This is a genomic window from Paenibacillus sp. FSL H7-0690, assembly GCF_037980415.1.
In the GTDB taxonomy this organism is placed as follows: domain Bacteria; phylum Bacillota; class Bacilli; order Paenibacillales; family Paenibacillaceae; genus Paenibacillus_AQ; species Paenibacillus_AQ odorifer.
In genome coordinates this window covers 1-22,044 of sequence record NZ_CP150281.1, presented here as the reverse complement: position 1 = coordinate 22,044, position 22,044 = coordinate 1, and the positions used below count along the sequence as shown (strand labels likewise).

The 22,044-nt window shown below is 45.5% G+C and carries 14 protein-coding genes and 3 rRNA genes; 1 reads left to right on the top strand and 16 read right to left on the bottom strand.

Annotated features, from left to right (window positions below):
• Positions 1-20: 20 nt before the first annotated feature.
• The 10 genes from MHI32_RS00085 to gyrA all read right to left on the bottom strand — a co-directional run bounded on the left by MHI32_RS00085 (position 21) and on the right by gyrA (position 14,403).
• Complete coding sequence (locus MHI32_RS00085; RefSeq protein WP_076195266.1) at positions 21-770, bottom strand: ATP-binding cassette domain-containing protein; 750 nt, start codon at positions 768-770, stop codon at positions 21-23.
• Complete coding sequence (locus tag MHI32_RS00080; RefSeq protein ID WP_076195269.1) at positions 761-1,525, bottom strand: ABC transporter ATP-binding protein; 765 nt, start codon at positions 1,523-1,525, stop codon at positions 761-763. Before MHI32_RS00080 ends, MHI32_RS00085 begins: the two co-directional genes overlap by 10 nt.
• Positions 1,525-2,391 (bottom strand): ABC transporter permease, encoded by an 867-nt coding sequence (locus MHI32_RS00075; RefSeq protein WP_139330225.1) that lies wholly within the window; start codon positions 2,389-2,391, stop codon positions 1,525-1,527. Before MHI32_RS00075 ends, MHI32_RS00080 begins: the two co-directional genes overlap by 1 nt.
• On the bottom strand, positions 2,388-3,377 hold the full coding sequence (locus MHI32_RS00070; RefSeq protein WP_076195271.1) for an ABC transporter permease: 990 nt from the start codon (positions 3,375-3,377) through the stop codon (positions 2,388-2,390). Before MHI32_RS00070 ends, MHI32_RS00075 begins: the two co-directional genes overlap by 4 nt.
• Positions 3,374-4,990, bottom strand: coding sequence for an ABC transporter substrate-binding protein (locus MHI32_RS00065; protein ID WP_076195273.1), 1,617 nt, complete (start codon positions 4,988-4,990; stop codon positions 3,374-3,376). Before MHI32_RS00065 ends, MHI32_RS00070 begins: the two co-directional genes overlap by 4 nt.
• 154 nt (positions 4,991-5,144) lie before the next feature.
• Positions 5,145-5,261, bottom strand: a 5S ribosomal RNA gene (gene rrf, locus MHI32_RS00060).
• Between the two features lie 127 nt (positions 5,262-5,388).
• A 23S ribosomal RNA gene (locus tag MHI32_RS00055) occupies positions 5,389-8,314 on the bottom strand.
• Between the two features lie 232 nt (positions 8,315-8,546).
• A 16S ribosomal RNA gene (locus tag MHI32_RS00050) occupies positions 8,547-10,104 on the bottom strand.
• The 16S, 23S and 5S rRNA genes sit together here, the layout of an rRNA operon.
• A 380-nt stretch (positions 10,105-10,484) precedes the next feature.
• Positions 10,485-11,582, bottom strand: coding sequence for an HD-GYP domain-containing protein (locus tag MHI32_RS00045; protein WP_076124333.1), 1,098 nt, complete (start codon positions 11,580-11,582; stop codon positions 10,485-10,487).
• Between the two features lie 256 nt (positions 11,583-11,838).
• The gene (gene gyrA, locus MHI32_RS00040; protein ID WP_036677722.1) at positions 11,839-14,403 is read right to left on the bottom strand and encodes a DNA gyrase subunit A; all 2,565 of its coding nucleotides are present in this window, start codon (positions 14,401-14,403) and stop codon (positions 11,839-11,841) included.
• A gap of 356 nt (positions 14,404-14,759) precedes the next feature.
• On the opposite strand from gyrA, the gene MHI32_RS00035 reads away from it, so the two are divergent.
• Positions 14,760-15,635, top strand: a complete 876-nt coding sequence (locus MHI32_RS00035) for a YheC/YheD family protein (RefSeq protein WP_076276332.1) — start codon at positions 14,760-14,762, stop codon at positions 15,633-15,635.
• An 80-nt stretch (positions 15,636-15,715) separates the two neighbouring features.
• On the opposite strand, the gene gyrB is transcribed toward MHI32_RS00035, so the two are convergent.
• The 6 genes from gyrB to dnaA all read right to left on the bottom strand — a co-directional run bounded on the left by gyrB (position 15,716) and on the right by dnaA (position 22,044).
• Complete coding sequence (gene gyrB / locus MHI32_RS00030; RefSeq protein ID WP_036677726.1) at positions 15,716-17,626, bottom strand: DNA topoisomerase (ATP-hydrolyzing) subunit B; 1,911 nt, start codon at positions 17,624-17,626, stop codon at positions 15,716-15,718.
• Positions 17,627-17,673: 47 nt separating this feature from the next.
• Entirely contained in the window at positions 17,674-17,922 is a 249-nt protein-coding gene (locus MHI32_RS00025) for an extracellular matrix/biofilm biosynthesis regulator RemA family protein (RefSeq protein ID WP_036677731.1), read from the bottom strand.
• A 17-nt stretch (positions 17,923-17,939) separates the two neighbouring features.
• Positions 17,940-19,058, bottom strand: a complete 1,119-nt coding sequence (gene recF, locus MHI32_RS00020) for a DNA replication/repair protein RecF (RefSeq protein WP_036677733.1) — start codon at positions 19,056-19,058, stop codon at positions 17,940-17,942.
• A 23-nt stretch (positions 19,059-19,081) separates the two neighbouring features.
• Positions 19,082-19,309, bottom strand: coding sequence for a S4 domain-containing protein YaaA (yaaA, locus tag MHI32_RS00015; RefSeq protein ID WP_036677736.1), 228 nt, complete (start codon positions 19,307-19,309; stop codon positions 19,082-19,084).
• Between the two features lie 48 nt (positions 19,310-19,357).
• Positions 19,358-20,500 (bottom strand): DNA polymerase III subunit beta, encoded by a 1,143-nt coding sequence (gene dnaN, locus MHI32_RS00010; RefSeq protein ID WP_036677739.1) that lies wholly within the window; start codon positions 20,498-20,500, stop codon positions 19,358-19,360.
• A 197-nt stretch (positions 20,501-20,697) separates the two neighbouring features.
• Positions 20,698-22,044, bottom strand: coding sequence for a chromosomal replication initiator protein DnaA (gene dnaA / locus MHI32_RS00005; RefSeq protein WP_036677741.1), 1,347 nt, complete (start codon positions 22,042-22,044; stop codon positions 20,698-20,700).

Here is a 22,044-nt window from a genome sequence, read left to right as displayed (position 1 = left end):
AAAAAACCTCCTGATGTACTTTATTTTGGCATTTTCGGAACCGCCGACAACAGCTCATAACTGTATTCATGTTTAGGACGGATGAAGAATTGGTCCCGCGGACTCTGCTCCACGAGCCTTCCTTGCCGCATAACTGCTACCGTATCGCTAATTGCATTGATTACTCCTAGATCATGAGAAATAAAAAGCATGGTGAGATTAAGCTCAGCCTTTAGCGTATTGAACAGTTCGAGCACACTAAGCTGCACAGATACATCCAACGCACTTGTAGGTTCATCCGCGATCAGGATGTTTGGCTCAACACTTAATGCACGAGCGATCGCTATCCGTTGACGCTGGCCGCCGGAAAATTCATGCGGGAATTTGTCTAACGCCTTTTGTTCTAAATGAACTTGATTCAAAAGCTCTTTGCATCTTTGTTCAACATCTGTACGCCCCACTATTTTATGAAACAATAAGGGCTCGGAAAGAATTTGCCTAATCGAATGTTTAGGATTTAGCGAAGCATCTGGATTTTGGAAAATCATCTGGATTGTTTTGTGCTGCTCACGGCTTCTTTTCTTTTTTAATTCTTGGGTTCCCAACAGAATCTGTCCCTCATTTGGGGCAATCAGTCCAGCAATTACTCGCGCCAGCGTAGATTTCCCTGATCCAGATTCTCCAACAAGCCCAAGGGTGGTGTGCTGCTCAAGATTCAGATTGATATGATCCAGTGCAGTAAAGCCGCCATAATGAACAGTTAAATCTTTTATTTGTAAGGCTAATTCCATGAGTCTCTACTCCCTTCAAGCTCTGGCAAAGGAAGCACCGAATCAATCAGCATCTGTGTGTAAGGGTCTTTCGGATTTCGTAAAATATCAAGGGTATTGCCCTGCTCAACAATCTGTCCCTGTTTCATTACACATAGCCGTGAACACAAGTTTGCTGCAATCGCTAGGTTATGCGTAACAAATACCATGGCAAAACTGAGCTCATGCTGGAGGCTCGTGATCGTCTCAATAATTTGCCGTTGAACCGTGACGTCCAGTGCCGTTGTCGGCTCATCACAGAGAAGTATGCCTGGCTTGCACGCCAGTGCCAGAGCGATGACTACCCGTTGACACTGACCGCCTGACAGCTGACTCGGATACCGGTCCTTTTTCTTCAATGAATCGGGGAGACCAAGCCTTTCGAGCAGTTCCAGTGCAATTACCCGCGAAGTCTTACGGCTTACTTTCTGTCTGTAATACACAACTTCAGCCAGTTGTTTGACAACCGTACAGAGCGGATCAAGCGCACCTCTTGGATCTTGAAATACCATCGCACTGCTTACGTCACTTTTAATGGTGCCACCAGTCTGTTCAACACCATTTGGAAGCAAGCCTAAAATTGCACGCAGCGTAAGCGATTTTCCTGATCCCGATTCACCTACTAATCCCAGACTCTCCCCTCTACCCAGCGAAAAACTAACATTATTGACCAATCTCTCATTTGACTTAGCTGCCAGCGATAGCGCCTCTATTTCTAAAATGGGTTGTATAGACATTATTTTTTCCTCCATATGTCTGCCAAACCATCACCTAGGAGCGACAAAGCTATCCCCGTATACACCACTGCAAATCCCGGAACGGCCGAGAGCCACCAAGCTGTAGTGATGAAGGGCTGTCCATCTGAAATCATTGTCCCCCAGTCAGGAGTTGGCGGTGTAATGCCGATACCAAGATACCCGAGTGTAACAATGGCAACAAGCAATCCAATCATATCTGTCATAAGGACGACCACGGCTTGCGGAAGTACATTCGGCAGGAGATGACGCAAAATAATTTTCACTCCTGGTAGCCCTAAGGTTTGAGCGGACGCCACCCATTCCTGATTACGAAAAGAAGCACTAAGACCTCTGACGACACGGGCAAAGACAATCCATCCTACAAAGATAAAAGTAATATAAATGCCTCGTTCTCCTGCTCCACTTGCAAAAGCCACGATAATAACGATCAGATAAAAAGGAAAGGCGATGAATGTATCTGACAACAGCGTAATAACTGTATCGATCCATTTGCCGTAATATCCTGCCAGCATTCCTAGAAATACACCTGTGCAAAAGGGAATGATTTCTGCCAAGACCATGATTTTCAAATCAGTCCTCGCTGCATAAACCAGTCTGGTAAACAGATCACGCCCTAATTGATCAGTTCCCAACCAATGTTCGGCTGACGGAGGCTGTAAAAAGGCACTCAAATTTTGCTCAGAGGGGTCATAAGGACTTATATAAGGTATAAACACAGTCAAGAGAATAAGAGCTGCAAACATAATAATTCCCACTAGAAGTGATGGGGTATTCCATATTCGCTTTAAGCCGCTTGTTATCTTACCGTCTTCATACAATCGCGAGTCTAGTCTTATAGTTTTCATTGTTTTCCTTTCGTTCTGGGATCAAGCCACCAGGAAATGATTTCAATCAAGAGACTGATGATCACAACAGATAGCGCACAGTAAAGTGCTATTCCTTGAATAACCGGAAAGTCCCGTTTCGAAATTGAGGTGAACAATAAGCTGCCAATTCCCTTAATTCCAAATACCTGCTCAACGACCAAGGTGCCTCCGATTAAATAAGAAATATTCACACCCAGCAGCATTAACGTAGGAAGAGCAGAGTTGCGCAGCACATGTTTAAATAAAATAACCCTGTTTGGTATGCCCGCAGCCTTAAGGGTGACTACAAAATCCGATTCTAACACTTCAAGCATCTGCGCTCTTAATGAACGAACAAGCGTAGGAACCTGTGAAAAAGCAACAGTGACTGCTGGAAGTGCAAGACTATGCAAGGTTCCGACCCACCCTTCACTTACTCCCCCAACAGGGAACCAGCCAAGCCGGACACTAAAGAGCAAAATTAAAAGTAAGCCAACCCAGAAGATTGGCATACCTAGAGTAATTGTAGGAAAAATACGTATCAAATGGTCCAGCAGTTTATCCTTATGCGTAGCGGCTACCGTAGCGAGCAGAAGGGATACAAAAATCGCCAACACACAAGCCATCACGATGAGCAGCAAAGTAACAGGGGCCCGTTGTGTAATCAACTCTCTTGTTGATGTCCCCATAATAATGGAGTTTCCAGTATCTCCTTGAGTAAACAGCGTCTTCACAAATCGGATGAATTGCTCCCATAAAGGGAGGTCCAGCCCAAGAGTATGATGCATACTCTTGAGCGCCTCAGGGGTGCTGTATTCTCCCAAAATCATTTTTGCTGGATCTCCCGGCACGATTCGTATGATGAAAAAGACTGCTATCATTACGCAGAAGATCACTGCCAATGCTTTTATAAGAGATATCACAAGCCAGTTGTAAGAACCCTTGCTTCCTTTCGGTTGATTTAACACCTGCTTAAGATTCATCATTGGCTGATGCGGACATCTTCGAAACGGGCACTGCCGTTCGGTAGAACAACGAGACCGTCAACTGAAGAACGAATACCTTTTAAAACATCTGGATAGTAAAGAGGAATATAAGGAACTTCATCAGCAAGGGTCTGCAGCAGCTTAGTATAGATTTGTGCACGTTCATCGCCATCCGCAGTTTTTTGTCCCTCATATAGAAGCTTCGTTACTTCATCATTTGTATAATGCGTCCAATATGATTTGCTGAAGCCTTCCGGATCGGTCTGGAAAGCAATAATTGAGTTCGCTTCAGGGGAATCCGCTTGGCCACTGTTCAGCATTGCCGCAAAATCATATGCGAAGAAACGTTCACGGAAAGTGGCAAGTTCAATCGATTCAATCTCAATCTTAATCCCGATCGTTTGGCCCGCTGCCTGAATAATTTGTGCCTCTTGAGCTCTTGTGCTATTACCGGATGCTACAAGTAATTTGGTAGTGAAGCCATTAGGGAAGGAAGATTTTGCAAGCTCCTCCTTGGCTGCTTCGATATTAAAGTTCAGTGCTTTGATTGTATCATTTGCGTTATAAGGAATCGTTGTTGGCAGCAATGAGTTTGCTGTTTGTGCATAACCAAAGGTTAGCGCCTTGGTCAAGCCCTCACGATCAAGCGCCAGCGCCAGAGCGCGACGGACATGCACATCAGAAAAATGTTCATCCAACGTATTAAAGAACAATTGCTCTGTCACCCAACTACCGTTAGTAACTACTTTAGTGTCAGCCCCGTCTTTAATCTCATTGGCATTTTGCAGAGCCAAAGATTCAATAGCATTAACTTCTCCAGCCTTCAGCTGGTTAATCGCTTGGCTGTCATCTTCAATCAGCTTATAAACGAGCTTATCAATATAGGGTTTACCTTCTTGCCAGTAGAATGTATTCTTAGTGAAGGTCAGATCACCAGCAGTGTCCCATGTTTCAACAACAAAAGGTCCCGTACCGATTGGTTTCTTGAAGAATTCCTCTTCGGATACTCCCCCGAAATTGTTAGGAAGGATACCATTTGAGAAATTAGATAGCTCCGAGATAAATGGTGTATAAGGCTCTTTAAGTGTAATAACAAGCGTTTTGTTATCTTGCGCTTTGATTGTGTCGACCTTTGCGGATATTGCAAGCGGGCCGCCTACCTTCAAGTGCCGCTCAAGAGAGAATACAGCATCTTCTGCGGTCACATCCGTACCATTGGAAAACTTCAACCCATCACGAAGCTCGAATGTATACGTCAGACCATCTTCACTGATATTATGTGACTTAGCAAGCCAATCTACAATTTCACCTTTGCTGTCAAAAGCGACTAATGATTCAAAGACTTTGTCGATTGCAAAAGCATTGTTGGACGTAATCTGATTATGCAAATCCAGCGAAGTTACAGAAGCAGGTCGTCCATAGACGAAAGTCCCTCCCGTTGCAGGTTCTGCAGTTTGAGGACTTTGAGTTGCCGGACTCGCACTTTCCTGTGCCTCTTTATTTGAATCAGCCTTATTATTAGACCCCGAGCACCCTGCAATTAACATCAATAGCAAAACTGCTATTGCCCCCAACAGAATTGGTTTCTTAATAGATACACTAAAGTACGACATAATTCGCTCCCCCTATAATTCTTATATGTTTAGTATGAATTGTATTATGGGTTAAACACTCTAGTCTGTCAAACATAATTTAATTTGCAACAATCCTTAAGTAAATATACATAACAAAAAGACCACTGTCGATTACTCAACAGTGGTCTTGCGTGCTTGGCAACGTCCTACTCTCCCAGGACCTTTCGGTCCAAGTACCATCGGCGCTGGAGGGCTTAACGGTCGTGTTCGGGATGGGTACGCGTGGAACCCCTCCGCTATCGCCACCAAACATGCGTCTGTGAAACAGACGCTGCCGCGTGAAATTCAGTTCATCACAGAAGTGACAATGAATTTCTAAGCGTGTTACAGGCTTGATGCCTGAAAACTGAATCCGAAACGAATCTGCATTCTACGTATAGGATAAGCCCTCGACCGATTAGTATTGGTCAGCTCCATGCATTGCTGCACTTCCACCTCCAACCTATCTACCTCGTCGTCTTCAAGGGGTCTTACTAATTGGGAAATCTCATCTTGAGGGGGGCTTCACGCTTAGATGCTTTCAGCGCTTATCCCGTCCGTACGTAGCTACCCAGCCATGCTCCTGGCGGAACAACTGGTGCACCAGCGGTACGTCCATCCCGGTCCTCTCGTACTAAGGACAGCTCCTCTCAAATTTCCTGCGCCCACGACAGATAGGGACCGAACTGTCTCACGACGTTCTGAACCCAGCTCGCGTACCGCTTTAATGGGCGAACAGCCCAACCCTTGGGACCTACTTCAGCCCCAGGATGCGATGAGCCGACATCGAGGTGCCAAACCTCCCCGTCGATGTGGACTCTTGGGGGAGATAAGCCTGTTATCCCCAGGGTAGCTTTTATCCGTTGAGCGATGGCCCTTCCATGCGGTACCACCGGATCACTAAGTCCGACTTTCGTCCCTGCTCGACTTGTAGGTCTCGCAGTCAAGCTCCCTTATGCCTTTGCACTCTGCGAATGATTTCCAACCATTCTGAGGGAACCTTGGAACGCCTCCGTTACTCTTTAGGAGGCGACCGCCCCAGTCAAACTGCCCGCCTGACACGGTCCCCGTACCCGATAAGGGTACTAGGTTAGAACCTAGATACGATCAGGGTGGTATCCCAACGGCGCCTCCACCGAAGCTTGCGCTCCGATTTCTACGGCTCCCACCTATCCTGTACAGATCGTACCCAAATTCAATATCAAGCTGCAGTAAAGCTCCATGGGGTCTTTCCGTCTTGTCGCGGGTAACCTGCATCTTCACAGGTATTAAAATTTCACCGGATCTCTCGTTGAGACAGCGCCCAAGTCGTTACGCCATTCGTGCGGGTCAGAATTTACCTGACAAGGAATTTCGCTACCTTAGGACCGTTATAGTTACGGCCGCCGTTTACTGGGGCTTCGGTTCATAGCTTCGGGTTACCCCTAACCACTCCCCTTAACCTTCCAGCACCGGGCAGGCGTCAGCCCGTATACTTCGCCTTGCGGCTTCGCACAGACCTGTGTTTTTGCTAAACAGTCGCTTGGGCCTTTTCACTGCGGCCCCCTCGTGCTATTCACACTACCGGGGCACCCCTTCTCCCGAAGTTACGGGGTCATTTTGCCGAGTTCCTTAACGAGAGTTCTTCCGCGCGCCTTAGAATTCTCTTCTCGCCTACCTGTGTCGGTTTGCGGTACGGGCACCTTCTCCTGGCTAGAGGCTTTTCTTGGCAGTGTGAGATCATGACCTTCGCTACTACAATTTTCGCTCCCCATCACAGCCCAGCCTTAATGATGTGCGGATTTGCCTACACATCAGCCTCACTGCTTAGACGGACATCCATCAGTCCGCGTCACTACCCTCCTGCGTCACCCCATCGCTCATAGCGGATTACGGTGGTACAGTAATTTCAAACTGTTGTCCTTCGACTACGCCTTTCGGCCTCGCCTTAGGTCCCGACTTACCCTGAGCGGACGAGCCTTCCTCAGGAAACCTTGGGCTTTCGGCGGATCAGATTCTCACTGATCTTTTCGTTACTCATACCGGCATTCTCACTTGTGTAGTGTCCAGCGCTCTTTTCAGTACACCTTCAACCCCTACACAACGCTCCCCTACCCCAGATACATAGTATCTAGCCATAGCTTCGGTGGTGTGTTTAGCCCCGTTACATTTTCGGCGCAGAGTCACTCGACCAGTGAGCTATTACGCACTCTTTCAATGGTGGCTGCTTCTAAGCCAACATCCTGGTTGTCTGTGCAACTCCACATCCTTTCCCACTTAACACACACTTGGGGACCTTAGCTGATGGTCTGGGCTGTTTCCCTTTTGACAATGGATCTTAGCACTCACTGTCTGACTCCCGGCAATAAGTATATGGCATTCGGAGTTTGACTGAGCTTGGTAATCCTTGCGGACCCCGCACCCAATCAGTGCTCTACCTCCACTACTCTTATACCGAGGCTAGCCCTAAAGCTATTTCGGGGAGAACCAGCTATCTCCGAGTTCGATTGGAATTTCTCCGCTACCCCCACCTCATCCCCGCACTTTTCAACGTACGTGGGTTCGGGCCTCCAGTGCGTGTTACCGCACCTTCACCCTGGACAGGGGTAGATCACACGGTTTCGGGTCTACGTCCACATACTAATTCGCCCTATTCAGACTCGCTTTCGCTGCGGCTCCACCTTCTCGGCTTAACCTTGCATGTTAAACGTAACTCGCCGGTTCATTCTACAAAAGGCACGCCATCACCCATTAATAGGGCTCTGACTTTTTGTAAGCACACGGTTTCAGGTTCTATTTCACTCCCCTTCCGGGGTGCTTTTCACCTTTCCCTCACGGTACTGTTTCACTATCGGTCGCCAGGTAGTATTTAGCCTTAGCAGATGGTCCTGCTGGATTCATACGGGGTTTCACGTGCCCCGCACTACTCGGGATCCGTCTCGGAGAGAACACAGTTTAGGTTACAGGGCTTTTACCTCTATCGCGGGCCTTTCCAGACCTCTTCACCTACCATATTCCTTTGTAACTCCATGTGAGACGTCCCACAACCCCTAAGAGCAAGCTCTTAGGTTTAGGCTGTTCCGCGTTCGCTCGCCGCTACTGACGGAATCACTATTGTTTTCTCTTCCTCAGGGTACTTAGATGTTTCAGTTCCCCTGGTCTGCCTCTACATTTCCTATGTATTCAGAAATGAGTAACTGCGAATTACCACAGCTGGGTTTCCCCATTCGGACACCCCCGGATCAAAGCTTGCTTACAGCTCCCCGAGGCAGTTTCGTTGTTCGCCACGTCCTTCGTCGGCTCCTGGCGCCTAGGCATCCTCCGTGTGCTCTTATTAGCTTAACCTTGATTTTTCCGAAGAAAAATCTCACTAATAACATTTACTTGTTTACACAAGTTGCTAAAAGATGTTCTAAAACGCAAATTCGTTTCGGTATCCAGTTTTCAAGGATCAAGTCTTACTTGAGAGCTTAAACTCTCAAAACTGAGCAACGAGTGAGTAACAGGCCTAAACCTGAGTTTTGGAAGTTAAACTTCCGATTTGAATGTCCTCATTGCAGAGAACGATTCTCCATAGAAAGGAGGTGATCCAGCCGCACCTTCCGATACGGCTACCTTGTTACGACTTCACCCCAATCATCTACCCCACCTTCGGCGGCTGGCTCCCTTGCGGGTTACCCCACCGACTTCGGGTGTTGTAAACTCTCGTGGTGTGACGGGCGGTGTGTACAAGACCCGGGAACGTATTCACCGCGGCATGCTGATCCGCGATTACTAGCAATTCCGACTTCATGCAGGCGAGTTGCAGCCTGCAATCCGAACTGAGACCGGCTTTGATGGGATTGGCTCCACCTCGCGGCTTCGCTTCCCGTTGTACCGGCCATTGTAGTACGTGTGTAGCCCAGGTCATAAGGGGCATGATGATTTGACGTCATCCCCACCTTCCTCCGGTTTGTCACCGGCAGTCACTCTAGAGTGCCCAGCATTACCTGCTGGCAACTAAAGTTAAGGGTTGCGCTCGTTGCGGGACTTAACCCAACATCTCACGACACGAGCTGACGACAACCATGCACCACCTGTCTCCTCTGTCCCGAAGGCCGCTGCTATCTCTAGCAGATTCAGAGGGATGTCAAGACCTGGTAAGGTTCTTCGCGTTGCTTCGAATTAAACCACATACTCCACTGCTTGTGCGGGTCCCCGTCAATTCCTTTGAGTTTCAGTCTTGCGACCGTACTCCCCAGGCGGAGTGCTTACTGTGTTAACTTCGGCACCAAGGGTATCGAAACCCCTAACACCTAGCACTCATCGTTTACGGCGTGGACTACCAGGGTATCTAATCCTGTTTGCTCCCCACGCTTTCGCGCCTCAGCGTCAGTTACAGCCCAGAAAGTCGCCTTCGCCACTGGTGTTCCTCCACATATCTACGCATTTCACCGCTACACGTGGAATTCCACTTTCCTCTTCTGTACTCAAGCCACCCAGTTTCCAGTGCGACCTCAGGTTGAGCCCAAGGTTTAAACACCAGACTTAAATAGCCGCCTGCGCGCGCTTTACGCCCAATAATTCCGGACAACGCTTGCCCCCTACGTATTACCGCGGCTGCTGGCACGTAGTTAGCCGGGGCTTTCTTCTCAGGTACCGTCACTCCGGTAGCAGTTACTCTACCGGACGTTCTTCCCTGGCAACAGAGCTTTACGATCCGAAAACCTTCATCACTCACGCGGCGTTGCTCCGTCAGGCTTTCGCCCATTGCGGAAGATTCCCTACTGCTGCCTCCCGTAGGAGTCTGGGCCGTGTCTCAGTCCCAGTGTGGCCGTTCACCCTCTCAGGTCGGCTACGCATCGTCGCCTTGGTGGGCCGTTACCCCACCAACTAGCTAATGCGCCGCAGGCCCATCCCTCAGTGACAGATTGCTCCGTCTTTCATTCTTCTCTCAGGAGAAAAAAGAAATTATCCGGTATTAGCTACCGTTTCCGGTAGTTATCCCAGTCTGAAGGGCAGGTTGCCTACGTGTTACTCACCCGTCCGCCGCTAAGTTGTTTTGAAAGCAAGCTTTCAAAACAACTCCGCTCGACTTGCATGTATTAGGCACGCCGCCAGCGTTCGTCCTGAGCCAGGATCAAACTCTCCAATTAGTATTGAAAAGAGCGATATGCTCATTTTGAAACATCTGACGAGAAAATTAATTCTCTAATTTTGGATTTCACTTACGTGATTTCCTACTCACTCGTTGTTCAGTTTTCAAAGATCAAGTTCTCGTTGGCGCCGTTTAATGTCTCAGCAGCAACTCTTATACTATATCATGTTCGGCTATTTAATGTCAAGCTCTTTTTTTAACTTCTTTTTCGAGCTCGGCATGTGTACTTCTTGGCCGGACTTAGAATATATCATGTATGGAGATGCATTGCAAGAGTTTTTTTGAAATATACTAGATAAATGAGAGACTGTGCTGCCAAAAGCCTCAATACTGCAATATATAATGGCTAGCACAGCCTTATTCCTTTGTACCTACGCCCTAAGCAATGATTTCTTGAATATACAATTCACGTTCCAACATCAAATTAACTATTGTTTCCTCTATCTTAACCATCGGACGTGTAGGGTTTGCGCGATCTGTGAAGATAATCTCCCCATGACGGCCATCACTTAATTTGATTCTAGTGCCATTAAAGAGATCAGTACTCTTCTGTATAAACGTCTGCACAATCACTGGGTCAAGCTTACCGAAGCTTTCTGTCAGAATCTGCTCTAGTACCAAATAAGGAGACTGTGCTCTTCTGTAGGCTCTTTCTAAGGTCATAGCATGGAATATATCTGCTACTGCGACTACTTTAGCGTAGAAATGAATCTGACTGCCGTCCAGCTTCAATGGATAACCAGAGCCATCAATCTTCTCATGATGCTGCAAGGCGGCAAGTCTTACCCCTTCATTAATCGCTGTAACATTGCGTAATAATTGATAACCATATGTAGTGTGTCGGCGAACCTCTTCTATTTCACTATTGTTAAGTGACTCCGGTTTCTGTAAAAGTGAGCTGTCTACTTTTGCATTGCCGATATCATGTAATAATCCTGCAAAAGCAATCTGCATCCAATCCTTTTGTGGGTACCCACACCACTGAGCAATTTTATAGGATGTCAACGCGGACAACACAGCATTGTGATAGTTGTAATCCTCATATTTTAAAGTGCGCGGTGTAAACTTCAAGACATGATAATCCTTCAAATAACCTATTAGTGTCTCTAACTGACTGCGAAGCTCAAAAATAGGAAGTGAAGCTGCCGTTACCGATCGATAGCTGTTCTTAATAAGAGTGAGCATTTTATCGTATTCATCATGTAGAGGAGAATTAGTCTTGGCCAACATCGATTCGTTGATAATGGCTCCAGCTTTAGGGGAAGCTTGCTTAGCTGTTGTTTTGGCTCCATCCGAACTCGCCTCACCTTGGTCACCTTCGATTTCCACTTGCCCAATCAAAAAAGCCTGTAAAATATCTAGATCACGAGGGAGCAATATTTTTCCCTTAGTGAATAAAGTCCCCCCTAAAGGTGTAATTACATCCTTTATTATCTTTGAGCCTGCTTTAACTTCTCCAACCAATATATTTGGCATATACTCAGCCCCTTAATTTCTATAAGCCGTACACCCAGCATTACCTCACATTGATAAGACAGATAATTTCTGAGAAATTAGTACTTTATAGGATTCTATTGGCTAATTATAGTACGGATAAATGGAAGACACTAGTGCAGTGAAAACTATTCTTTCAAAATATTTATTTTATTTTTTGAAGCATCGGTCATTCAAAAAGCAACAAAAAGAGCAAGAACTTCTGTAATAGAAGCCCTTGCTCTTTTTTGAATTCAACCTATTCTAAGTCAGTGTCTTCGTCCTCAGTCAGGATCTCAGGCTGATCAATATCGCCAGATTCCTCGACTGTATCTTGCCCATCCAGGCCTTCTTGCCCTTCCAAGCCTTCCAGACCTTCCACTTCCTCAGATTCATCCTCTTCGTTCTTGTCAGCTCTACACAGGGTAGCTACTGCGTCATCCTCACGGATGTTAATCAGCTTAACCCCTTGAGCATAACGGCCCATAGTAGAAATTCCATCCATGCTGGTACGAATCAGGGTACCGCTAGTCGTAATGATCATTAAGTCTTCATCCTTCTTAACGACCTTAAGACCCACTACAGGACCATTCTTATCGGTGAGATTAATGGTCTTGATCCCTTTACCGCCACGAGTCTGGGAACGATAATCACCGGCTGGTGTCCGTTTACCATAGCCCTTGGTAGTAACAATCAGAACCTCAAGCTCCTTATCGACACAGTCCATACCAATGACATGGTCATTACCGTCAAGCGTAATGCCCTTAACGCCAGTCGCGCTACGTCCCATAGAACGCACATCATTCTCTGAGAACGTAATCGACATTCCGCGAGCTGTACCGATAATGAGATTTTGCTGTCCATCAGTCAGCTTAACCTCGATTAGGGAATCTTCTTCACGAAGATTAATAGCAATAAGACCGCCTTTACGAATGTTGTTATAATCCCCAAGAGGCGTCTTCTTCACGATACCCTCACGGGTAGCAAAGAATAAATATTTGTCGCTATCGCCATCTTCCACTTGGATTACCGCACTAATCTTCTCACCTTGTTCGATTTGAATCAGGTTGATGATTGGCGTCCCCCGGGCTGTACGGCCCAATTCTGGGATCTCATAAGCTTTAATCCGGTAAACTTTACCCTTATCGGTAAAGAACATCAGATAGTTATGAGAGTTACTCACGAAGAGATGCTCCACGAAATCCTGGTCCTTGGTGTCCATCCCCATGACTCCGCGACCTCCGCGCTTCTGACTGCGGTAGGTGCTGACAGGTAGACGTTTGATATATCCTGTATGTGTAATAGTGATAACAACCTCTTCACGTGGAATAAGGTCTTCATCCAGGATACTTTCTTCACCAACCGTAATCTCTGTCCGGCGTTCATCAGAATATCTATCGCGGATATCCTGCAGCTCGTTGCTGATGATTTCCAGTACAAGATGCTCGTTAGCCAGAATTTCACGGTACTCTGCAATTTTAACGATCAATTCGTTATATTCATTCTCGATCTTTTCCCGTTCCAGACCGGTCAGACGTTGCATCCGCATATCGAGGATAGCCTGAGCCTGCTCTAAACTGAGGCTAAAGGTGCTCATTAATCCTTCGCGGGCTATATCAGTTGTCCGTGAAGCACGGATTAACGCAATCACTTCATCCAGATGATCAAGCGCAATGCGCAGACCTTCTAAGATATGAGCGCGTGCTTCAGCTTTTTTAAGATCAAATATAGTACGACGACGAATAACTTCAATCTGGTGCTGCAAATAATGATAAAGTACATCACGCAGATTAAGAATTTTCGGCTCGTTATTTACGATGGCAAGCATGTTGATCCCAAATGTGGATTGCATAGAAGTATGTTTATATAGATTGTTTAATACTACATTTGGATTAACATCGCGTCTCATCTCAACAACTACACGCATACCGTTACGGTCAGACTCATCTCGAAGATCCGTTATACCTTCGATCCGTTTCTCACGTACTAATTCTGCGATTTTTTCAACCAATCTTGCTTTGTTAACCTGGTATGGAAGCTCATGCACAATGATGCGAGCCTTGCCGTTGTTCTCTTCGATCGTTGCCTTCGCACGCATGGTTACTGAACCACGCCCCGTACGATAAGCCTGACGAATGCCCTCACGACCCAAAATATATCCAGCCGTAGGGAAATCCGGACCTTGGATAAACTCCATCAATTCCATTGGCGTGATATCAGGATTCTTAATCATCGCCTGCACACCATCGATAACTTCACCAAGGTTATGCGGTGGAATATTAGTAGCCATACCTACAGCAATACCAGATACCCCATTTACGAGCAGATTCGGATAACGGGCTGGCAATACAACCGGCTCATTCTCTTCACCATCATAGTTGGGTGCGAAGTCAACTGTCTCTTTGTTCAAATCACGAAGCATTTCGCCTGCAATCTTGGAGAGACGGGCTTCTGTGTACCGCATCGCCGCGGCCATATCACCATCAATCGAACCAAAGTTCCCGTGACCGTCTACAAGCATATAGCGCATCGAGAAATCCTGAGCCATCCGTACCATTGTTTCATAGACAGCTGAGTCACCGTGAGGGTGGTACTTACCGATAACCTCACCGACGATTCTTGCAGATTTCTTATGAGGCTTATCCGCAGACATTCCAAGCTCCGACATCGCAAACAAAATGCGTCGGTGAACCGGCTTGAGTCCGTCCCGCACATCTGGCAAAGCCCGGCTAACAATGATGCTCATTGCGTAATCCATAAAGGATTCACGCATTTCCACGCCAATGTCCCGATCTTTGACTTGTGGGTTATTTTGTTCAGCCATGAGTTGCTGGACCTCCTTCAGTTAAAAAACCGCTACCCTTAATTATATTACTTTCACAAAAGTAGCACAATTAAACATGATAGCCTTTTATCTTCTAATATTGATTTCTTTTTGCGCTTATCAGGGTATTTGCCCTTTCCGCAAATATCTTTACTACATAGACTGTAAAGACAAGAAACACGGTTTTATTATCCTAATATCGTTCGATAAGGCATAACCCCATATCCTTATATTATACCATTGTTTAGGTAGCTTGTCCTGATTTTCAGCTGTCAAAGATTATGCTGCCACTGCATTTTTTACAACAAGGAACCCAAAGGACCTATTCCTGCACAAAACTCATAAGGAGGAAGATAATGAAGATTCAACGCGTCCCAAGCAAATGGGCTAAAACGAAAGTCATCCTTCAAAATCACTCTCTATTGCAATATGTGCCTGATACCCGTAAATTCGATGTCAATGCTCTTAAGGAGATGCTTGCGTTATATACAATGGTCTATATTAAGCCAGATCGAGGAAGTTATGGTATCGGTGTAATGAGAGCTGAGCAGCGTACTGTAACTCTTAGCACTAGCAAACAGAAAGCTGAACACGGTACCGACCTCGATAACGTTAATAAAGAAGAGCCCGAAGAACAGATCTTGTATATTTTAAGATATGGGAAGACTGCGGAAGTGTTTTTCTCACCAGAAGAGCTGTATGAGAACTTACAGAAACGAATTCAGAATCGAACCTATTTGATTCAAAAAGGGATTGACCTTCTGCGTCATCAAGACCGCCCTTTTGATCTTCGGGTTCTTACCCAAAAGACTCCATCAGGAGTATGGGAAACAACAGGAATGCTTGGAAGAGTAGCTGCCCCTCAAAAAATCGTCACCAATTATCACAGTGGAGGCAGTATCCTTTCCGTAAGTACTCTGCTAAAAAATTATATGCCGCCCTCTGAAGTCCTAGTTACGATCAATCACTTAAAAGCTTTGGGTATACAAATCGCGGCACAGCTTCAATCTGCCTATCCGGGAATCAAAGAGATTGGTCTGGATATTGCCATGGATCAGCATCTGGATATGTGGCTGCTGGAAGTCAACACTCTTCCGTCCATTGCTGTATTCAAATTATTTCCTGATAAATCAATCTATCGTAAAATACATCGCTATGCCGTAGCCTATGGACGTGTAAAAGCAAGAAAATCCCCTTATTCGACCCGCAATAAACAATCTACAAGAGCCTAAAAAGAAGCTTGAAATCAAAGAACCTCCAGCGTTCTCATTCCGTTAGGAATAGAAGCCGGAGGTTGTATTAAATATTGTTTTTACACATCAAGGTATCTAACGTTCTTGGCATGCTCATGGATAAAGTCACGTCTTGGTTCAACATTGTCACCCATAAGTGTATCAAAAATACTATCTGCCAGCATCGCATCTTCAATCGTAACCTGGAGCATCATACGGGTCTCAGGGTCCATCGTTGTGTCCCAAAGTTGGGTTGCATTCATCTCTCCCAAACCTTTGTAACGTTGGACGTTAACCTTAGCATTTTCTCCAAAAGAAGCGATAATATCATCGCGTTCCTTCTCGCTGCCTGCGTAGCGGATAACCTTATTGCGCTCAATCTTAAAGAGAGGAGGCTGTGCAATATAGATATAACCCGCGTCTACTAGCTTCCGCATGTAACGATAGAAGAACGTTAATAATAGCGTTCTAATATGGGCTCCATCGACGTCGGCATCGGTCATAATAACGACTTTATGGTAGCGAGCCTTCGATAAGTCAAAGTCATCGCTGATCCCTGTGCCCAAAGCCGTAATGATGGCGCGGATCTCCGCGTTAGATAAAATACGGTCAAGGCGAGCTTTTTCAACGTTTAGGATCTTACCACGCAACGGTAGAATCGCTTGGAAATGGCGATCCCGTCCTTGCTTAGCCGATCCACCCGCTGAGTCACCTTCGACGATGTATAGTTCGCTGATCGAGGCATCCTTGGATGAACAGTCGGCGAGTTTACCAGGCAGAGCACTGACTTCAAGCGCACTCTTCCGACGGGTTAACTCACGTGCCTTACGAGCAGCTTCTCGCGCGCGTGAAGCGGAAAGTGATTTCTCAAGAACGCGACGTGACACTGCTGGGTTTTCTTCCAGGAACTCTTGTAATTTCTCTCCGAACAGTGATTCTACGATACCCCGCACTTCACTATTTCCGAGCTTAGTTTTCGTTTGACCTTCGAATTGTGGATCTGGAATTTTGACAGAAATAATGGCTGTCAATCCTTCACGTACGTCATCACCAGTCAGATTCGAATTGCTATCCTTTAGTACTCCCGCTTTACGAGCATAATCGTTGATGATACGGGTCAGCGCACTTTTAAAGCCGGATTCATGCGTTCCGCCCTCATGCGTATTAATATTATTCGCAAAAGAGTAGATGTTCTCAGTATACGAATCGTTATATTGGAGAGCCACTTCAACTTGGATCATATCGCGTGAGCCTTCCACGTAGATCGGATCCTCATGTAGTGCTTCTTTTTTCTCATTCAAATATTTCACATATTCAACGATACCACCCTCGTATTTGAACACGTTGGTGACATCCGTCCGCTCATCATGAAGTGAAAGCTCGATTCCTTTGTTAAGAAAAGCCAGCTCCCGAATACGAGTAAGCAGTGTCGAATATTCAAAAACTGTGGTTTCCGTAAATATTTCAGGATCCGGATGAAAGGTTGTAGTCGTTCCTGTCTCATCTGAATCGCCAACGATTTTGATATCATACTGCGGTGCACCACGTCTATATTCCTGTTGGTAGATATGACCGTCACGTTTGACCTTAACAAGGACCTTTTCAGACAAGGCATTCACTACAGAGATACCCACACCATGCAAACCACCGGAAACTTTATATCCGCCACCGCCGAATTTACCGCCTGCATGCAGCACGGTCATTACGACTTCAAGCGTCGACTTCTTAAGCTTTACATTCTCACCTACAGGTATGCCACGTCCATTATCGATAACAGTGATCGCGTTATCCTCATGTATAATCACTTGAATCCGGTCACAATAACCTGCGAGTGCCTCATCGATACTATTATCGACGACCTCCCATACCAAGTGATGGAGACCTTTAGAACTAGTCGAACCAATATACATGCCCGGACGTTTCCGAACCGCTTCCAGCCCTTCCAGTACCTGAATCTGGCTCTCATCATATGTCGGTTGATTCATTGACATGCCTTCACCTACTTCTTTCTGATTATCTCTTTGTTACCCAATGCAAGTTATATTTCGAGCAAAATTTTGGCTCTTTTTTTAAGAGTGGAGGAGGAGATGGGGGAGTAATACACGATATTTTTAGTTACGACAATAGATTTTGCTTCCTCTTCGCCAATCCGCTCAAGCTTCTTATCCTGCTCAGAGTGAATAACGAATTGCTTAGATACCTTGGAAGATTTCTCAATCGAAATATCAAATATAGCAATTAACTCCGAAGACCTAATGATCTTCTCCCCGCCCAAATGAATATACATGATCGTCCTCCGCTCTTTTATAACTCAACTTTTCCATCATGAACATGAAATAGGCTGGCGCCCTTTAATTTATCGGCATTCAGACCCTCAATTCCGGTAGCGGTAATGAATGTCTGTACCTTGCTTTGAAAGGTTTCTATAAGCTGGGTCTGGCGGTAAGGATCAAGCTCGGATAAAACATCATCAAGAAGCAGCACAGGATATTCTCCGATTTCCTCATGGATCAGCTCGATTTCCGCCAGCTTAAGCGATAAAGCCGTGGTACGCTGCTGTCCTTGAGAACCGTAGACCTGAGCTTCCCTTCCGTTGATAAAAAAGGACAGGTCATCCCGATGGGGACCCGTCAGCGTCATGCCGCGCCTGATTTCTTGTTCTCTCGTTTGTGATAACTTTAACATAAAATTGTCTAATAAGACAGCTTCATCTTCCTCATCCCGATCGCCGAAAGAGGGGACATAGAGCAATTTCAGTTCTTCTCCGCCGTTCGTAATCCCCCGGTGAATGCTTTCAGCCCATATTTGCAGCTTCTTTATGAATTGTTTCCTTTTTTTGACGATTTTAACACCATGCTCTACAAGTTGAGCATCCCAGATTTCCAGAAGCTCTTTCCCTGCAGCCTCTTTTCCCCATAATTGCTTTAAGAGATTACCTCTTTGCAAGAGAATTTTTTGATACTGCTGTAGGTGAAATAGATAACTAGGCTGGACTTGGCCGATCTCCATATCAAGAAAACGCCGTCTGATACCAGGGGTCCCTTTTACAATCTCTAAATCTTCCGGTGCAAACATGACCACATTCAGAGATCCAACAAACTCACTAAGGCGCCGCTGCTCCAAACCATTGATCTTGGCTTTTTTACCTTTGGCAGATAGGGTGAGCTCCAGCTTGAGATCGCCATACTTGCGTTCCACCTCGGCAACGATCTGAGCTGCATCTCCGGGGGCATCGAAGGAGATAAGTTCGCGGTCCTTAGAGGTGCGGTGGCTTTTGGTCATCGCCAGGACGAACAATGCCTCCATGAGGTTTGTTTTGCCTTGGGCGTTCTGACCCAGAATCAGATTCACATCGCCCAGGCTCTCCAGACGCAGCAGCCCGTAATTCCGATAATGCTGCAGACCGATATTTTTAACAAACACGAAATGGTTCCTCCCCTAGCGTACTACTCTTTTACTCCTCCGCCTTCAACCTCAAAGGTACCGTTATCCTGCACTTCGATTTTGTCACCCGGATAAAGTTTTCTGCCGCGCCGTTCCTCTACCTCTCCGTTGACCAATACGTGACCTTCCTGCAATAAAGCTTTGGCCATTCCACCTGTGGATACACAATCTGCGAGTTTCAAAAATTGGTCCAGCTTAATGTATCCACTGTGGATAAGTATTTTTTTCATGGTTTTTATCCTTTCAGCCACTTATCCACATGTTCATGAATGTTGGCATTAATTTGTTGTACGGTAAGGCAAAATGATATACAAGCTATTGGTTTGGTCAAGTGGTTTCAAAATGATCGGACTCATCATCCCTGTAAATGCAATAACGAGCTGCTCACTCTCTATGACCTTTAATACATCAAGCATATATTTCGAGTTGAAAGATATTTTGAGAGGTTCACCTTTGAAATCAATGACTTCAAGTTCCTCGCGAACCTTACCCAGCTCTGATGAGCTTGAAGAAATTTCAATACCGCCTTGATCAAGCGTCTGCATACGAACAATATTTGTTTTTTCTTCCCGGGACAGCAAATAAGCACGATCAATCGATTCGCTTAATTTTTTTGTATCTAAAGTTAGTTCTGTTTTGTAGGTTGTTGGAATAATTCTAGAAGTATCAGGATAAATCCCATCTAGGATCCGTGAATAAAACAGTACTTTGTCGATTTTGAAGAGAACTTGATTATCCGCAACGACAATATCAACCAGCATATTTTGGTCAGGGATAATTTTGCTGAGCTCATTAAGGGTTTTACCGGCAATAACAATATTTCCGAAATTGACATTTTCCGTGCCTTCAAGTTTAGCAGCTCTTGTTGCCAAGCGGTGACGGTCAGTCGCTGTAAACTTAAACTCATTGTCGCTCAGATTCCATAGTATACCCGTTAATATCGGAGTTGTCTCTTGGGTAGAAATAGAAAAGGCTGTTTGTTTAATCATATTTTTCAGCAAATCACCTGGTAGAGAGATCGTGTCATTCTCTTCAATGCTCGGTAACACTGGGAATTCTTCAGGGTCTAAACCTACCATCTGAATCTCAGTGGATCCGGAAGAAATGTACGTTTGGAATCCTTCTTTTACTTCCATGTGGATTTCTTTGGAGGGCAGCTTCTTAATAATCTCGACAAAAAATTTAGCGGGAAGGACAACACTTCCTGGCTGATCTATCTTCACGATGGTGTGGCTGTCATTCTCTGCTGGAATAAACGATTGAATAGAAATATCGGTATCACTTGCAGTTAATGTGACGCCTTGATGGCTAACTTCCAGTTTAATACCGGTCAAAATAGGGATTGTTGTTCTGCTGGATATAGCTTTGGATACGTGTTGAATGGATTCGTTGAGCTCATTTTTAAGAATGCTTATTTTCATGATTTCACTCCTAGCTGAAAAATTGGGAATTTCGATGGATTTGAGTCTGTTAATTACGCGTCTTTACATGATGAATTATTATAGTTATTTAATAGTATTAGTAGTAGGGGCGACGAATATGTGGATAACCCCACCAAACAGCATAAAATTAAGCCTACCCACATGTGTATAGATTGTGTATAGGCTCTTTGTTCCTCTTAGGAAGGATTTTTAATTTTCTCCGCAAGATTATTTACCACTTTGTACAACTCCTGATCGACCTTTAATGCCTGTGTAATTTTATCGTGCGCATGAATTACGGTCGTATGGTCACGTCCTCCGAAAGCCTCACCAATCTTAGGCAGCGAATAATCCGTTAGTTCACGGGATAGATACATTGCGATTTGACGTGGAAACGCTACGGCTTTGGTTCTTTTGCGTGCTTTGAAGTCTTCAAGGCGCAAATTGTAGTATTCTCCGACTTTTTGCTGAATATCAGCGATGGTGATCATCTTGGGACGACTGGAAGGAATAATATCCTTGAGCGCTTCAGCTGCCAAATGAGTGGTTACATCCTGGTTGGTAAGCGAAGAATAAGCCACTACCCGGATTAATGCACCCTCAAGCTCACGAATATTGGTGTCAATCTGGTTGGCAATATACATCATGGCCTCATTAGGGATATCAAGGTTCTCTGCCTTAGCCTTTTTGCGTAAAATCGCAATCCGGGTCTCCAGATCTGGTGGTTGAATATCCGTAATCAAGCCCCATTCGAACCGGGAACGCAGCCGTTCTTCCAGTGTGGGAATTTCCTTTGGTGGTCGGTCGCTGGAGATGATAATTTGCTTGCGTTCTTCGTGGAGCGCATTGAAAGTATGGAAAAACTCCTCCTGTGTAGACTCTTTTCCAGCGAGGAATTGAATGTCGTCGATAAGCAAAATGTCAACATTACGATACTTGTTACGGAAGCTTTCACCGCGGTTATCACGGATCGAATTGATAAATTCATTCGTGAATTTCTCAGACGAGATGTAAATTACCTTGTTATTTGGGTTATGTTCCAGGACATAGTGCCCAATTGCGTGCATCAAATGGGTTTTGCCCAGACCTACACCACCGTATAAAAACAAGGGATTGTATGCTTTGGCTGGTGCTTCGGCTACTGCCAGTGAGGCTGCATGCGCAAAGCGGTTCCCAGAGCCGATTACAAAGGTGTCAAAAGTGTACTTTGGATTGAGCAGATGCGTTTGTGCTTCTTCTCTTGATACTACGGGAGTCGGAGCGGATTGTTGAACCACAAGCTCAGGCGGCTTGCTTTCTTCAATCACGAATTTTACATCCACTTGTTTCCCTGTGACTTCGTAGACGGTTGCTCCTACCAGTTTGGTGTAACGACTTTCCAGCCATTCTACTGCAAACGTTGTAGGTGCCGAGATAATGAGAACCTGGGAGTTGAAGGTTATCGCTTTAGTAGCCTTAAACCAGGTATCAAAGCTCGGCTTGCTTAATTTGGTTTGAATAATCGATAAAATTTGCTGCCATAATTCGGAAGTATGGCTGTCCAC

Bases quoted from the DNA above. Each gene is read 5' to 3' on its own strand.
- MHI32_RS00085 (WP_076195266.1), bottom strand. From the start codon at position 770: ATGGAATTAGCCTTACAAATAAAAGATTTAACTGTTCATTATGGCGGC.
- MHI32_RS00080 (WP_076195269.1), bottom strand. From the start codon at position 1,525: ATGTCTATACAACCCATTTTAGAAATAGAGGCGCTATCGCTGGCAGCT.
- MHI32_RS00075 (WP_139330225.1), bottom strand. From the start codon at position 2,391: ATGAAAACTATAAGACTAGACTCGCGATTGTATGAAGACGGTAAGATA.
- MHI32_RS00070 (WP_076195271.1), bottom strand. From the start codon at position 3,377: ATGATGAATCTTAAGCAGGTGTTAAATCAACCGAAAGGAAGCAAGGGT.
- MHI32_RS00065 (WP_076195273.1), bottom strand. From the start codon at position 4,990: ATGTCGTACTTTAGTGTATCTATTAAGAAACCAATTCTGTTGGGGGCA.
- MHI32_RS00045 (WP_076124333.1), bottom strand. From the start codon at position 11,582: ATGCCAAATATATTGGTTGGAGAAGTTAAAGCAGGCTCAAAGATAATA.
- gyrA (WP_036677722.1), bottom strand. From the start codon at position 14,403: ATGGCTGAACAAAATAACCCACAAGTCAAAGATCGGGACATTGGCGTG.
- MHI32_RS00035 (WP_076276332.1), top strand. From the start codon at position 14,760: ATGAAGATTCAACGCGTCCCAAGCAAATGGGCTAAAACGAAAGTCATC.
- gyrB (WP_036677726.1), bottom strand. From the start codon at position 17,626: ATGTCAATGAATCAACCGACATATGATGAGAGCCAGATTCAGGTACTG.
- MHI32_RS00025 (WP_036677731.1), bottom strand. From the start codon at position 17,922: ATGTATATTCATTTGGGCGGGGAGAAGATCATTAGGTCTTCGGAGTTA.
- yaaA (WP_036677736.1), bottom strand. From the start codon at position 19,309: ATGAAAAAAATACTTATCCACAGTGGATACATTAAGCTGGACCAATTT.
- dnaN (WP_036677739.1), bottom strand. From the start codon at position 20,500: ATGAAAATAAGCATTCTTAAAAATGAGCTCAACGAATCCATTCAACAC.